16 protein-coding genes are annotated in these 14,120 nt (G+C 52.1%); 4 read left to right on the top strand and 12 right to left on the bottom strand.

All coding sequences use genetic code 11. The features are described 5' to 3' along the window. Positions 1-105: 105 nt before the first annotated feature. Complete coding sequence (locus BN348_RS00460; RefSeq protein WP_197068247.1) at positions 106-1,245, bottom strand: anti sigma factor C-terminal domain-containing protein; 1,140 nt, start codon at positions 1,243-1,245, stop codon at positions 106-108. A 2-nt stretch (positions 1,246-1,247) separates the two neighbouring features. After that, the gene (locus BN348_RS00455; RefSeq protein WP_040195511.1) at positions 1,248-1,739 is read right to left on the bottom strand and encodes an RNA polymerase sigma factor; all 492 of its coding nucleotides are present in this window, start codon (positions 1,737-1,739) and stop codon (positions 1,248-1,250) included. Between the two features lie 299 nt (positions 1,740-2,038). Between BN348_RS00455 and clpB the strand changes: the two genes are divergently transcribed. The 3 genes from clpB (at position 2,039) to BN348_RS00440 (ending at position 5,414) form a co-directional block, all read left to right on the top strand. Further along, a complete protein-coding gene (clpB, locus tag BN348_RS00450) occupies positions 2,039-4,639 on the top strand; it encodes an ATP-dependent chaperone ClpB (protein WP_040195510.1) in 2,601 nt (866 codons plus the stop codon). Positions 4,640-4,851: 212 nt separating this feature from the next. Continuing rightward, positions 4,852-5,040: a hypothetical protein gene (locus BN348_RS00445; protein ID WP_040195509.1), complete on the top strand. Its 189-nt coding sequence runs from the start codon at positions 4,852-4,854 to the stop codon at positions 5,038-5,040. Beyond that, complete coding sequence (locus tag BN348_RS00440; protein ID WP_040195507.1) at positions 5,040-5,414, top strand: TnpV protein; 375 nt, start codon at positions 5,040-5,042, stop codon at positions 5,412-5,414. The genes BN348_RS00445 and BN348_RS00440 overlap by 1 nt, the downstream gene beginning before the upstream one ends. A 159-nt stretch (positions 5,415-5,573) precedes the next feature. On the opposite strand, the gene BN348_RS13725 is transcribed toward BN348_RS00440, so the two are convergent. The 10 genes from BN348_RS13725 to BN348_RS00395 form a co-directional block, all read right to left on the bottom strand. After that, a complete protein-coding gene (locus BN348_RS13725; RefSeq protein ID WP_156136351.1) occupies positions 5,574-5,834 on the bottom strand; it encodes a hypothetical protein in 261 nt (86 codons plus the stop codon). Positions 5,835-5,844: 10 nt separating this feature from the next. Continuing rightward, positions 5,845-6,474 carry a LysM peptidoglycan-binding domain-containing protein gene (locus BN348_RS00435; protein WP_040195506.1) on the bottom strand — a complete coding sequence of 210 codons (630 nt, stop codon included), beginning with the start codon at positions 6,472-6,474 and terminating at the stop codon, positions 5,845-5,847. A 12-nt stretch (positions 6,475-6,486) separates the two neighbouring features. After that, positions 6,487-7,347, bottom strand: coding sequence for a hypothetical protein (locus tag BN348_RS00430; protein ID WP_040195505.1), 861 nt, complete (start codon positions 7,345-7,347; stop codon positions 6,487-6,489). Continuing rightward, a complete protein-coding gene (locus tag BN348_RS00425) occupies positions 7,334-7,846 on the bottom strand; it encodes a signal peptidase I (RefSeq protein WP_052446580.1) in 513 nt (170 codons plus the stop codon). Before BN348_RS00425 ends, BN348_RS00430 begins: the two co-directional genes overlap by 14 nt. Before the next feature lies 1 nt (position 7,847). Next, a complete protein-coding gene (locus BN348_RS00420; protein WP_040195504.1) occupies positions 7,848-8,588 on the bottom strand; it encodes a hypothetical protein in 741 nt (246 codons plus the stop codon). 213 nt (positions 8,589-8,801) lie between these two features. Further along, positions 8,802-9,404 carry a hypothetical protein gene (locus tag BN348_RS00415; RefSeq protein ID WP_040195503.1) on the bottom strand — a complete coding sequence of 201 codons (603 nt, stop codon included), beginning with the start codon at positions 9,402-9,404 and terminating at the stop codon, positions 8,802-8,804. Between the two features lie 65 nt (positions 9,405-9,469). Further along, positions 9,470-10,021 (bottom strand): signal peptidase I, encoded by a 552-nt coding sequence (locus BN348_RS14015; RefSeq protein ID WP_197068246.1) that lies wholly within the window; start codon positions 10,019-10,021, stop codon positions 9,470-9,472. Positions 10,022-10,546: 525 nt separating this feature from the next. Continuing rightward, positions 10,547-11,389 (bottom strand): tyrosine-type recombinase/integrase, encoded by an 843-nt coding sequence (locus BN348_RS00405; RefSeq protein WP_040195502.1) that lies wholly within the window; start codon positions 11,387-11,389, stop codon positions 10,547-10,549. Between the two features lie 176 nt (positions 11,390-11,565). Further along, the gene (locus BN348_RS12760) at positions 11,566-12,426 is read right to left on the bottom strand and encodes a sigma-70 family RNA polymerase sigma factor (RefSeq protein ID WP_052446578.1); all 861 of its coding nucleotides are present in this window, start codon (positions 12,424-12,426) and stop codon (positions 11,566-11,568) included. Between the two features lie 31 nt (positions 12,427-12,457). Next, complete coding sequence (locus BN348_RS00395; protein ID WP_040195501.1) at positions 12,458-13,582, bottom strand: DUF6076 domain-containing protein; 1,125 nt, start codon at positions 13,580-13,582, stop codon at positions 12,458-12,460. A 281-nt stretch (positions 13,583-13,863) separates the two neighbouring features. On the opposite strand from BN348_RS00395, the gene BN348_RS00390 reads away from it, so the two are divergent. Then, on the top strand, positions 13,864-14,100 hold the full coding sequence (locus BN348_RS00390) for a cysteine-rich VLP domain-containing protein (protein WP_040195599.1): 237 nt from the start codon (positions 13,864-13,866) through the stop codon (positions 14,098-14,100). Positions 14,101-14,120 lie beyond the last annotated feature (20 nt).

The following is a 14,120-nucleotide window of genomic DNA, read 5'->3' as shown; positions in this document are numbered from 1 at the left end:
CGCAGGGAAAGAGAAGGAGCGGCAGAGTTATCTCTGCCGCTCCTTCTGCCGGGGGTAAGAAGAGGGGAGTTGTTTATTCTGGTCTGTGCTGGTAAACACGTGAAACTACTTTGCATATTCAGAAAGCTTAACGTCATCAATCGAAACATAGCGGACATTATGGCCAAGCGAATCGAGCAGTTCCAGAATCTGGTCGCAGCTGCCAACCACCCGCATGGAACAGATATTGACGCCGTTTTTTTCAATATAAGCTTTGGCTTTTTCAAGCTGTTCAGCAGCTGGTTTGAAGTATTCTGCGGAAGACAAGTTAACCCAGATGATATCGTCATCGATTTGAAAAGCTTCCAGAAAATCTTTCTGATCGATAATATATTGAATCATCGAAATAAGCCTCGTGGACGGATCAAGTTCCGTTTCTCCATAAAGGCCGGGATATCTTTCCTTATCATATGCGTTTTCATAAAAGGGGATTTCATATTTCGGGAAAAAACCAAGCCATGCTTGGCCACCCAGTTCCGGTGAGAATTCTATGGTTTGCACCTTAACATATTTGATCATCAAATTTTCAACCATCTGTCCCCAGAGATCGTCGTATGGTATGGGGTCCCGCACGGAAATAGTCGCATCGACAATCGCCGTCTCCGGCAAACGTTTAAGCTCATCAGGCGGGTTTCCTGATTGTGAATATGAAGTGGGCCAATTAAAGTTATTCTGTACTTCTTTCAGCGAATTCCGGCTGATAGAGCCGTCCACCATTGTTTTATATCGGTCGAACCGGTTGCTTAGCTGAAACCGGAAATCATAGTTTCCAAAGCCCCGCGGCGTGACCGTGGTATCTGTGACATACAGCCCGCGGGTCAGCTCCAGATAGACCGACATGTCCAGCTGCAGCTTGTTGATGGGATAATCCTCATCCGGATTCAGGATGACGGATGGATCATAGCTGCTGTTTTTGCAGTACAGGTCGACCGCCCAAACGGATGTGAGGATTACCGCGAGCGCCAGCATGCCGATCAGCAGGGTGATGCGGACAATCTTGAAATTGATTTTTTTGCGGACCCGGGAAACCTCCCGCCTGCTCTTGGATTCATCCGCAGGGCTGTTTTCCAGTTCCAGCAGAATATTTTGAGAGATCAGCTCGTTGATCAGTTCGCTTTTCTTGACCTCCTCTTCCACCAGCGCGATTTCCTCTTCGCTGGCTGTTCCGGCAAGGTAGCGCCGGACAATATCTTCAAAGGGTTTCATCATCATTCACCGCCTTCTTTCAGGATGTTTCTAAGTTTGATTCTGGCACGGTAAAGCAGGGTGCGCGCGTTCCCCGGAGAAATTCCATACAGCTCGGCCACCTTATTCAGGGGGGTTTGGCCAAAGTAATGGAGCACCACAATCTCGCGGTATGGCTGCGGAAGCGTCAGGATTGCACCATACAGACGCTGATTCTGTTCTGTTTTCAGGATTTGCTGCAGAGCACTTTCTTCCGATGAGGATTCCTGTTCGTGCAGCGCAAAGGATGGGTGGCGTTTTTGTTTTCGCAGCTCATCAAGCCACAGGTTTTTGCAGACACGGAACAGCCAGAACTTCATGGAATCGCCGGATAGTTCGGCGGAAAGGAGGGCTTTCAAAAAGGTCTCGCTGACCAGGTCGTCCGCGGTCGCACAGTCACCGCACAGGGAACGCGCATAGAGGTACAGTTCACGGTAGTATGACAGATAGATAGACTCCAATGCATCGGGTTCCATTCTCCTTTGCCCCCCTTCACTTCATAAACGTTTTCATCACGGAATTGTCACACACAAATTCCGATTTTTTTCAACGACAGCTCCGATTATGTACAAGATAACCGATAGTTTTCACCATCTTAAATATTCTATAGAAATTTGTCTGAATGAATCCATTGTAAAAACCCGCAAATTGTCTATTTCTATGAACTTTCCGTGTATTCACAATATTATCACACTTGAGTCCTATACTAACCATTGGAGGCTTCTTCATTATAACAGAATCGCCTTCAGACTGGAATGTTAGGAGGACATCAGCTATGAACACACAGAAATTCACACAAAAATCGCTGGAGGCCATCCAGCTTTCACAGAATATCGCGTTGGAGCACGGCCATATGCAGATCGAACAGCAGCATCTGGCGGCCGCGCTGCTGACACAGGAAAACGGGCTGATCCCGCAGCTGCTCAAAAAGATGAACGTGGATGAATCCGCTGTCCTTTCCGCGGTGCAGGAAGCCGTGAACAAGCTGCCGCAGGTCAGCGGCCCGGGCCGTGAGGCCGGGAAGATCTACATCTCGGGCGATGTGGACACCGTGCTGGCAGACGCTGAAAAGCAGGCGGCGCGCATGAAGGATGAATACATCTCGGTGGAACACATCATGCTTTCCCTGATCGGCCATCCGAACAATGAGCTGCGGGAAATCTTCAAGCGCTTTTCGATCGACGCCAACCGCTTTTTATCCGCGCTGTCCAGCGTGCGCGGCAATACGCGGGTGACGAGCGACACACCGGAGGAAACCTACGACGCGCTCTCCAAATACGGACAGGACCTGGTGGAACTGGCGCGCAGCCATAAGCTCGACCCGGTCATCGGACGGGACGGCGAAATCCGCAATGTGATCCGCATCCTGTCGAGGAAGACCAAAAACAACCCGGTGCTGATCGGCGAGCCGGGCGTCGGCAAAACCGCCATCGCCGAGGGGCTTGCCCGCAGGATTGTACGCGGCGACGTGCCGGATAACCTCAAGGACCGCAAGCTGTTTTCCCTGGATATGGGCGCGCTGATTGCCGGCGCAAAGTTCCGCGGCGAATTTGAGGAACGGCTCAAGGCCGTTTTAAACGAGGTCAAAAAGAGCGAGGGCCGCATTATCCTGTTCATCGACGAGCTGCATACCATTGTCGGCGCGGGTAAAACCGAAGGCTCGATGGATGCCGGCAACCTGCTCAAGCCGATGCTGGCGCGCGGCGAGCTGCACTGCATCGGCGCGACGACGCTGGACGAATATCATCAGTATATCGAGAAGGACGCGGCCTTGGAACGCCGGTTCCAGCCGGTCATGGTGGATGAGCCGACGGTGGAGGATTCCATCTCGATCCTGCGCGGGCTTAAGGAACGCTACGAGGTGTTTCACGGCGTCAAGATTCAGGATCAGGCGCTGATTGCGGCGGCGGTGCTGTCCCACCGGTACATCTCCGACCGGTTCCTGCCGGATAATGCGATCGACCTGGTTGACGAGGCGTGCGCGATGGTCCGCACCGAAATGGACTCGATGCCGACCGAGCTGGATGAGATCTCCCGCAAGATCATGCAGTATGAGATCGAGGAAGCGGCGCTCAAGAAGGAGACCGACACGCTGTCGAAGGAGCATCTCAAAGAGATCCAGAAGGAGCTGGCCGAGCAGCGCGAGCAGTTCAAGGAGATGAAGGCCAAATGGGCGAACGAGAAGGACGCGATCTCCAAGGTGCAGAAGCTGCGCGAGGAGCTTGAGCAGGTCAACGCCGAAATCGAGAAGGCCGAGCAGCAGTATGACCTCAACCGCGCCGCTGAACTGAAATACGGCAGGCTGCCGCAGCTCACCAAAGAGCTGGAGGAAGAAGAGAAGCTGGCCGAACTCAACCAGAGCGCGAACACGCTGCTGCGCGACCGGGTCACGGAGGAGCAGATCGCGCGGATTGTCGGCCGGTGGACCGGCATCCCGGTCGCCAAGCTGATGGAGGGCGAACGCGAAAAGCTGCTGAAGCTTGGAGACATCCTGCATGAACGCGTGATCGGCCAGGATGAGGCGGTCGAGAAGGTAACCGACGCGATTCTGCGTTCCCGTGCGGGCATCAAGGACCCGAACCGTCCGATCGGATCGTTTCTGTTCTTAGGCCCGACCGGCGTCGGCAAAACCGAGCTTGCGAAGGCGCTGGCCGAATCGCTGTTCGACGACGAGCACAACATGGTGCGCATTGACATGACGGAATATATGGAGAAGTACAGCGTATCGCGGCTGATTGGAGCGCCTCCGGGATATGTCGGCTACGAGGAGGGCGGACAGCTGACCGAAGCGGTGCGCCGCCGCCCATACAGCGTGGTGCTGTTCGATGAGGTTGAAAAGGCGCATCCGGATGTGTTCAACATCCTTCTGCAGGTGCTGGACGACGGGCGCATCACCGATTCGCAGGGACGCACGGTGGATTTCAAGAACACGATCATCATTCTGACCTCGAATCTCGGTTCGCAGTTTATTTTGGAGGGCATCGATTCGGAGGGACAGATCAGCGATGAGGCGAAGGAGCAGGTCAGTTCCCTGCTCAAGAGTCAATTTCGGCCGGAATTTTTAAACAGGCTGGACGACATTGTGTTCTACAAGCCGCTGACGCGGGATGAGATTTACCGGATTGTCGATCTGGTGATGGCCGATCTGCAGCGGCGGCTGGATCAGAAGCAGCTCAAGGTTGAGCTGACCGAAAAGGCCAAGAATTTCATTGTTGACCAGGGCTATGATCCTGTTTACGGCGCGCGGCCGCTCAAGCGCTATGTACAGAGCCATGTTGAGACGCTGATCGCGCGGATGATCATCGCATCGGATCTCAAGCCGCGTACGGCGCTGGTTGTGGATTACGATGGGAAGAAGCTTGTTGTTCATGAATGATAAAAAAGGGAGCCTGTTTTGAAAACGCCAGATAAGGCAGTAATTTGAATCCAACAGTTTAATCAACCGAATCGGCATTAGCAAAGGCAAAGGGCAGCGCAGAGAGCGAAAATGCTTTCTGCGCTGCCTTTCTGTCTATCAGGTACTCAAATCCGCACATTCGTCAAATGGAAATCTCTTTGCTACAATAAGGGCGAAGGAGGGCAGAAGAAATGCGGGAGCCAAAATACTACATAGCATTGGACGAGCAAGAACGGAGAATCGTCATTGACAGCCTGAACAATCTGCGGAACAAGCTGATTGCAGACGGAAGATACACGGACGCCGTTGACGATATTCTCATAAAGATTGCCAATGCGCCGATCAAGAAATTCAAGGTGAATTACAAGGAGGTTTCGTAATGGAAAAGAGTTTATTTGAGCAGATGGGCGGAAAATACGAACGACATGGAGATTACCTGCTGCCTTGCCTGACATTGCCCGCCGAGGAGAAACAGCCCATAGGCATTTGGGGGCAGCGACACAGGCGGTATCTGAAAGAACATCATCGCATTCTATACTACAATTTGCTCACCGCCTGTAAGCTGAACTGCTATCTTGCCGACATCGACCGGCAGGCGGAGGAAATGTTCTCTCGGCTGGTAAAACAGATGGCAGAGCGTGAGGGCGTAACGGAAGAACTCAAAGCGCAGGATCAACTGATGTGGGTCGGGCGGATGAACAACATCCGAAACAGAGCGACCGAGATCGTCAACAAGGAACTGATTTACAGATAAAAGGAACGACATTCCCGTTTCAGCAATAAAGCGGGGATGTCGTTTTTCATATTTGATCAATTTCATTTCAGCGTCTGCACAAAAAATGCGGTACTCACCTTCGCACTAAAGTGAGTACCGCCGAAAAAAGGGAAAAAGCTTAATTAAGCAGGCTGTGGATCACAGCTTTTCTCTCAGGCAGTTGGTGCAGACCATATTGCCTTCTGGAACCGGATCGCCGCAGCATACGCAGTGATCAGAACCGTTAATGCTTTTCAGGGTTTTCTCCGGCAGGGAATCCGCAAGTCGTTTATTCTGTTGGCGCAGCTTTGCAGTAATCACCTCATATTGCGAAACACGCCGTGCCGATAATGCCGCAGCAAGGAAGAACGAAACCGCCCCGCCTACTGCCAGACCTGTTATAAAGAGCACTACTCCCAATTTCCTTTGTTCACTCCGTCCCGTCATTCGTTACTTCTTCCGCTGAAGCATCGCCGTCAGACGATTCGGATTCAGCCGAACCAGATGTTTCAACGGCCTCCGTACTCGGCTCGCTTTCCGGCGTCGGCTCGGAGGAAGAAGCAGAATCAGCGGAAATATCCGGTTCTGTGGAATTCGGAGTCTCGGAAGGTGATGTCGTTTCGGTCGTATCGGTTTCTGTCGCCGGTTCCGAAGAACTTGTTTCTTCTGTTTCATCTGCATCTGTCTCAGGAATAACATAACCTGCCGGAGGGATGCGCAGGATGATACCGGCTTGGATCGCATTGGCGTCGTCTAACTGGTTGTACGCAGCCAACGCCTCCACGGTTGTGTGGAACTTTTCTGCAATAGCGGAAAGCGTATCGCCGGGCTGCACCTGATAGACTGTGTTCGGCATTTCATCTACGATACCGGGGGTATTATCACCACCGGATATCGGCTCATCACCGGCTCTCAAGCCGGTAATAGTTACACTTGCCGTGTATCTATACGGCTCGCTGTATTTTGCCACAGTTAAGCTAACAGGAACTAATAAAACTGCTATTAACAGAAGGGAAGGAGCTACACAAAGTATCTTTCGATTTTCAAATATCTTTTTCATATGAGCGCCTCCTTAGTCTCCCAGCCGAGCTTGATTGACAGTCACTACAAGATTTTGATTACCAGCATTGAGCAGGAGATCCGGGCCTGTATATGTAAGTTTGCCATATTCCACATCTGTAATGTTTGTGTCAATTATAATGATGCCAACATAGGTTCGGCTGTCAGTACTGAGAATCGTGAAGGCATTATTCCAATGGTTGCTACAATCCGCAACAAAAGGAAACGGAGTAAATGCCGCAGGCATTATACCATATTCGGGATTCTCAAGGCTATTATCCTCAGAATATGTAATTGCAGTCGGTGTTGGTTGTTGCTCCAGCGGAGTAAAAACACCATCTTCAAGAGTGCCTACCTTCAGTGAGGATTTCAGTGCAGAAACAAACTTTGCATTCTTTGCCATTTCTTCGGTCTGAAATTCAAGAGTGCTACCACTAAATTGCGCCTGTGCCGTATATTGACCACTCAATCCTATCAAATTCACATCCACATTCAAATCAACGACGGAGGTCTTTCCGGCTTTGCTGTTTCTAATCGTAAAAGCCGCAACAACGACATCCGTGTCGGCCAACCCATAGGTCATCTTGTTGGTTCTTACAGTGTCCGTAATATCTTCTCCAGAACTGGCAAATGTTCCCGTTTGAATAGAAAGAGCCTCCTCCGTGCCGCCGGATGTGGTATATTTCGAGAATGTGCCGCCCACCGACAGCAGAGCCGTGATTACCAGCATGGACAGGCAGGATACGCCCAGCCGGAACAGTTTTCTCCCTCTGCGCTTTTTCAAATGCTTTGCCCGATAGCTCCACCCAAGAACCGGCTGTACCGTGTCCGGCTTCGGCAACAGGATCATCGGTCTGTCGTTATGATCTGTCATGCGTTTTGCCCACCTTTCTAATGATAGTTCCCGGAACAAAGAGCAGGACTGCTCCGATCAGCAGAACCGTGCAGATGCCCGGCGGCGTCTTCAGCCAAAGGATCGTGCCGCCGACGCCGGGCAGCACAGCCCGTACTTTTCCATAAATCTGCGATACGGGAAACGGGGCGTCCTCCGTGTTGTTTGCGTCGCCCTTCGTGACTGCTTCTCCGTTTGCCAAAGACGCAAGCCGATGGGTGACAAGACTCCCGTTTTCATCTTCATAGGTGACGATCTCTCCGACTTCGTAGCTTTCCTCCCGGTGGATTAAAAGCAGCGAACCTACCGGAAGTTCCGGCTCCATACTGCCGGACAGCACCACGGCGTTGCCCCAGCCGAAAACCGTGGGGAGGGGATTTCCCGCCGCCCGTGCGACCGCCGTGTAACAAAGCAGAGCCGCAATCAGGAGAAACAGCGCCGCCAGTACGGCCGAAGCCGCCCGGCCAAACCTTGCCGCCACCTTATTCCGCCTCATTTTCGTCTCTGCGACGCAAAACCATCGTGAGAAGCAGCGCCGTGCCGGAGCAGACCATCAGGGCGATCCAAAGCGGCAGATTGCTGTCGTCGCCGGTCTGCGGGGAATCCGGGTTTCCCGGCTGCGGCGGGTTGACCTCCTCGCCGTTCTGTTCGGCGGCGTAGCTTACTTTCAGAACATACGGCACCTCTGTTTCGGCGGCTTTTCTGCCCAGCGCCGTGTCATGCTCGTCATCGCCGTTCAATATCCAGCGCCATTCCAGCGTGTATCCGGCTTTCGAGTCAATGGCAAGTTCTTCCTCAATTTCGGCAAGTTCGGGCGCACTCGTCCAGTCCTCGGTGAGATACCCATCCTCACTTTTCAGTCGGAACTCCAGCGGAACACCGTCCACGTTTTCCTCCCCGAAGCTGATCTCGTACTTCAATGGGAAGTTGGCGGTGTTCTCCACGGTGAAGGTGTAATTACCCTCGCTGCCGGGCACGACGATGGACTTCCCGTCGAACTGCGCATTTGCAAACACATTCAGCCCGTCAAGCTCCGTCCAGCGTTTTCCGTCCGAATCCTGCACAATCAAAAACGCCTCGTCCCCGGAAGCCGGGTCGGCTTTTGCCGTACCCACATGGGGAGAGGCGAGAAAGACGCTCAGCCCCAGCAGGATCGACAGGGAGGCGGCAAGGCAAGAAAAGAAGGGACGGTTTCTGCGTTCTGTACTTTCACATATTTCCATACTGCATTCCTCGTTTCCTTGATTGCTTGATTTAAGCCCTTAAGGATACGGCCTGCCGGCTGCTTCGCACAGCAAGCCGTACCGTTAAAGGTTTAAATGCTTGGTTCAACCATAGCAGACAGCCCCAGCGCCACATCTAAGGCTGTCCGTCCATAGTTGGGTCAACCACAGGCGGCAAGTCTGAGGCCGTCTGCTTACGGTTGAGAGAATATCTTAGTGAGCCAGTTGAGCCTGAGTTGCGGTAACAGTGATGGAACCGAAGTTGATAGCGCCCGTGTCTTTACCGAGAGTCGTGTCAGCATCATCCTGTCCTTCAAATTCCCAGTTGTAAGCGATGTAGATGGTTTCGGTCTGACCGGCATTGATCTTCAAAGGCGTGCTGCTCAGATCTTCGCTCGTGATAGCGTCGCCATCCGGAATGGACTTCACGAAACCAACGGTAATCGAAGAGTCAGTATTGGTGGCGCCGGTAGCCGAAACGGAAACCTCTGCGTCAACAACGCTCTCGTTCTTGATTTCGATGGCCTTATAGCCGTAAGTGCCCGGAACAGGAGCCGTGCCAGCATACGCAGTGCCACCGGCAACAGCTTCATCAGCGGTGATTGTCATATCGGCAATGCTGAGATTCATGGTTTCTTCCAATTCCTCTCCGTCAACAGTAATGCTCCACTTACCGGCATTTGCAGTAACGGAGTTAGCGGTGCCGGTGGAGGTGTACTTTGCCATAGTCCCAGAGAGAACACAGGTGGCGAGCATGGTGACGCCCAGCATCAGACCGGCGACTTTGAGAAAACGATTGTTTTTTGTCTTAGCCATTTGTAAGACCTCCTGTAAAATTTTTGATATATGTAATCCCCGAAGCCGTGTGGCCGACCTGGTTATTACCGAATTTCATTGCGCCCTTCCGGGGTGCTGCCCATACCGTTTCCATCCGTGAAATCTCTCGGAATACGGCGGGCAGTCATGTGTTTCCGCTTTTTGCGAGCCGCAATCCGAGGCGGCACGGTGAAAAGCAGGAATACAAGGAAGATGGGCAGCATCACGCAGACGATCATGCCGACTGGCGTTTGGATAAACAGAAGCGCCCTGCCCATGCCCTTAAAATGCGTTTTGTAAACGCCGAGGATCTGATCCGGGCGCACCGCATCTTTGTCCGGCGTGTTGTTGGCGTCGCCCTGCGTGGTATAAACGGCGTTCCCGTTCTCGTCCGCCGTGATTTCCTTGATCCGGTGGGTCACATAGGCGTCTCCGCTTTGAAAGCAGATAATATCGCCTATTCCATAAAGTGCATCATCGGCGCTGTTCTGAATCAGCACAAGGTCGTCCTCGTCAAACAGAGGAGACATACTGCCCGACTGCACCATCAGCGGCGTGTAGCCAAAGCAGCTTGGCGGGACGCCCGGATGGATCAATGAGCCGATAAACAGCGTCATGGAAATGAGAAATCCGGGGAGCATCAGAACGCAGAGAATGATCCCGATGATATTGGGGATACTGAATAATCGCTGTTTTCGCCTGTGAGCAGGCTCTCTGTACCGTGGATCAGCGCCGGTTTTGCTTATCATCTGTTCCGATTCCAATGGATAGAAGCCCCTCCTTCTTTGCCTGCCGCACAATGCGACATAATCCGTATTATGTTGCAGATCGCAGGATAAAAGTACCTGCGGGAAATCGGCGGTCAGCGTCTGATTCAAGAAAACAGGCGTTTTACAATGGAAAATGGGCGCAAAAAACCAAGCCTCCCTCCATTTCAAAAAAATGAAGGACGAGAGAGGCTTATTTCTCATGTCCATTTTGAAAATTTTTTCTACTTTTCATGCTTTTTCGAGTCTGGCATATTGACAAGTATCGAAAAATGTGCTAAACTATGTACGGTTACAGGGTGGGATAGCTATACCCTTTTCCCATATCTGCAACATAATACGGATTATGTCGCTGTCGGGTTTCGGCGGCGTTTTTTATAAGATCAGCCGCATTTTCTCCATGCGGCGGCGGTGCTCCGTGCCGGTAGAGACGATATAAATGCGTGTGGTGTCGATACTGCTGTGGCCGAGGATGTCCGCCAGCTTGGCGATATCCTTCTCGATCCCGTAGAACACCCGTGCGAACAGGTGGCGCAGATTGTGCGGGAACACCTTATCGGGGTTGACATTTGCTTCCTTGCACAGCGCTTTCATCTCTCGCCAGACATTGGTGCGGTTCATCGGCTTGCCCGTGCGGGTGACGAAAACCGCGCCGGATTCGATCTTCTGCTCTGCGATATAGCGCAGCAGCTTCTTTTGCAGGTCTTTTACGAGAAATACCGTCCGGGTTTTGCCCTTGAGCGATACGGTCGCTTCGCCGCGTTTGACCGCTTCCACCGTGATAAATCGCAGTTCGCTCACCCGGATGCCCGTGCCGCAGAGGGTTTGCAGGATGAGGTTGAGCCTTTTGTTGTGCTTTTTCTGTGCCGTCCGGCACAGGCGCTCATACTCGCCTTTGGTCAGTTCCTTTTCTTCGGGGCAGTAAACCTGCCGCTGGAGCTTCAGCGCTTTCACCTTGCACTCCGTCCAGCCGAGGAAGGAAAACAGGCTGTTGAGGCTTGCCAGTATGGAATTGACGCTCCGCACGGCGTAGCCCGCCTCCACAAGCTGCTGCTTGAAGGCCACCGCCGTGTCCTTCGTGACCTCTGCGCCGTCCAGCCATACGGTGAAGGCCAGTGTGTCCCGCATATACTTTTCCACGGTGTTTTTGCTTTTTTCCTCCCTTCGCAGATATTCTCTGAAACGCTTCATGACTTCGTTTGTGATTTTCCTTTCCATTTTGTTTTGACCTCCGGATAAATTGTATCTGTATTTTACCCGAAAAGCATGAAAAATATGGACACACCCATTTTAGGCAAATACAGAGGAAGAATCGAATGTGCCGATTTTCATGCATGGCAAAGCCCCGCCCGATTTGCAGTTTTTCTGCGTTCGGACGGGGCTTTTTTGCGTTTTTACGCCTCATCAAGTTCCTGTTTTTCCAAATTCTCTTTCATTTTCCGCAAGGCTCTGCGGTAAATCTTGTCCGCTGTATCGGGGGAGGATAAGGCGTGGTCAATGGCAATGTCGATGAACGGCTCTCCTTTATCTTTCGTGGAATAACACTCCATACAGAATCCGAGGTGCGCTGAAACGACTGCCCGTTCCCGGTAGTCGAGGCTCTCAAACGCCGCCATGACTGCATTTGCCCGTTCAAGCCGGAAGAACAGCGTTTCCGTTTCGGATGTACTGTCGTATGCGATTTCCTCTTGACCCTCCTCGCTGTCCACATCGGCGTATGTTCGGTAAAACTCCACAAACCGCGTACTGCGCAGTCCGGCCTCTATAATTTCAAGCGTTTTTTCCACGCTGGTTGCAAGCTCGGCTGCAATCTTTTCCATCGTGGCAGGATCAGACTTTTCGCCGTATTCCCAATACAGCCGCATAGCCCGGCGAAGTCTTCGGTATTCGTCATCGGTCGGCACCGTATGACCGTTGCGCATGGTTCGGATGTGGTCGTGTACCGCCCGCATGGCGGCGTATTCCTTATACACGATAAAAGGAACGCCGCGGTTTGGGTCGTATGTTTGCAGCGCAGCCCACATTCCCATAGCATACGCCTGCTTGACGTCGGAAAAATGCCCCGCCATCGCATAATCCTGCACGATCCCCATAGCCTTTTCGTTGATAATGCGCTCGTAATAATGAAGAAACCAACCGAAGTATTTCTTGTCTTTTTCGGCAAGGTATCGGTCGATATATCTCTGCAAATCGCTTTCCCTCGGCGGAGCCGGGGTGATACGGTACATCGTAAATTCATCTTCCCACTCCTCCACGGCGTCCGCCTCCTTCCGGGGAAAATGCAGTTCATTTCATCCGCTTGTCCGTTTCGGCATAGAGCCGTTCCCGGCTCATGTTTACGGCATACTGTTTTTTGGCATATGCCGCGTCCTGCTTGGCACGCAGCTTGTATTCCTTCGCCAGCGTCTGCGCCGCCTTGGCAAACTCCGGCGTGATCGTCTGCCTGCCTTTTTCCACACGGATGGCGGCGCAGCGGCGATTGTAGAGGTCGATGACCGGATCGGCGGCAGCAAGCTCCTTGCGGTGAACGCTGGCGGCGTACTTCCGGCAGGTGAGCCTTTTGCCACGGACTTCATAGGGAGCGATCCCATTGCAATACTGCTGGCGGCGGGCGGAGGTCATCAGGAAATAGTTTTTGCAAATCCCGCACCGTCTCGGATAATGCCCGTAATGCAGTCCCTCAAAGAAATCCGTTATGACAAAGCTGTAATAACGGTCAAAGTACAGCTTCCGTGCGACCACGGAGACGGAGCTTTTGGCGTTCTTCTGCTGCGGCACATATTCCGTTCGGACGGGAAAGGGAGCCGCGTTGAATATCTCCAGCGCAATCGGGAGAAGATGCGCTTCATCAAAGCGGGAGACTTCACCCATGCGGTTTACGAAATCCCGGAGTTTTTCAAAGGCATTCCGGATATCCTCGCTCAAAGCATCGTAGAAACACAGCGCCGCATTTACTTCTTCCAGCAAAGCCTCCGCATGGGTAAAGAAATCCTTATCGTATTCTTTCGGGTAAATATGAAATACTTCCTGTGCGTCGTCCATTTCACTCATCTTGCTGCGGCGGGCAAAATATTCCCGGATCATCTCGCCGTTGTCTTTTGCGAACAGCTTTGCGATTCTATTTCTTTCGCTGTCTGTGTCGAGCAGATCAAAAGGCTTCAGCCACGGCAGGGCGGTGAAAATATTTGCCAGCCGTTCACCTGAACGGATATATTCGGAAAGATTCAGATAACCGAGCCGAAGCATATTTTCCAACCGGAAATTATCCGTTGTGAATACGGCAATGCGTGCGGCGGTATCGTTTTTGTAATACTGATTCATCAGATGGACGGCGTAAGCGCCCGCCGCATAGGTTTTATCTCCGATTCGTACCCTGCCGTCCCGGTATTCCGCCGTAAGAAACGGATTCATAGGCTTGCCTCCCTCTTTGCAGAAGATTTGATAAACATGTTTCACCGTTCCGGTTTCTTCTGCTTGATTTTTTCTCATTATACCATAAAAACAGCGGAAAATCAAGGGATGAGCCGTGTTGCGTTTTTCTGTTTCGTGCTGTTGCGCTATTCCATTTGATTTTCGCATTTTCCCACATTCTATATAGTAGAGGGATCAAAAACCTCACAAATATGCAGGGCTGTGCCGTCGGGAAACCGGCGGCTTTTTTGCTGCCCGAAAAAGGAAAGGAGGGAAAACAAATGGCTTGGAGAATGAAGCCGAGGCAGTCCGCCGCTGTTCACCGCCTTGTGCAAAGGCTGTGCGCCAACTGCGACGGGGACGGCAACTGCCTGCTGCTGGACGACGGCGAAAGCCATCGCTGTGTGCAGTTGATCTCCATTTACGGTATCTACTGCAACTATTTCAAAAAGGCGGTATTGCCCGCCGAAAAAGAACTGTATGCGGACATTTTACGGCAGAACAAAATCAACCCTTAAAATCGACGCCCCGGAAAGAC

Source organism: Candidatus Soleaferrea massiliensis AP7 (assembly GCF_000820765.1).
Classification (GTDB): domain Bacteria; phylum Bacillota; class Clostridia; order Oscillospirales; family Ruminococcaceae; genus Soleaferrea; species Soleaferrea massiliensis.
The sequence above is the reverse complement of the archived record's forward strand: the minus strand, read 5'-3'. Positions and strand labels throughout refer to the sequence as shown.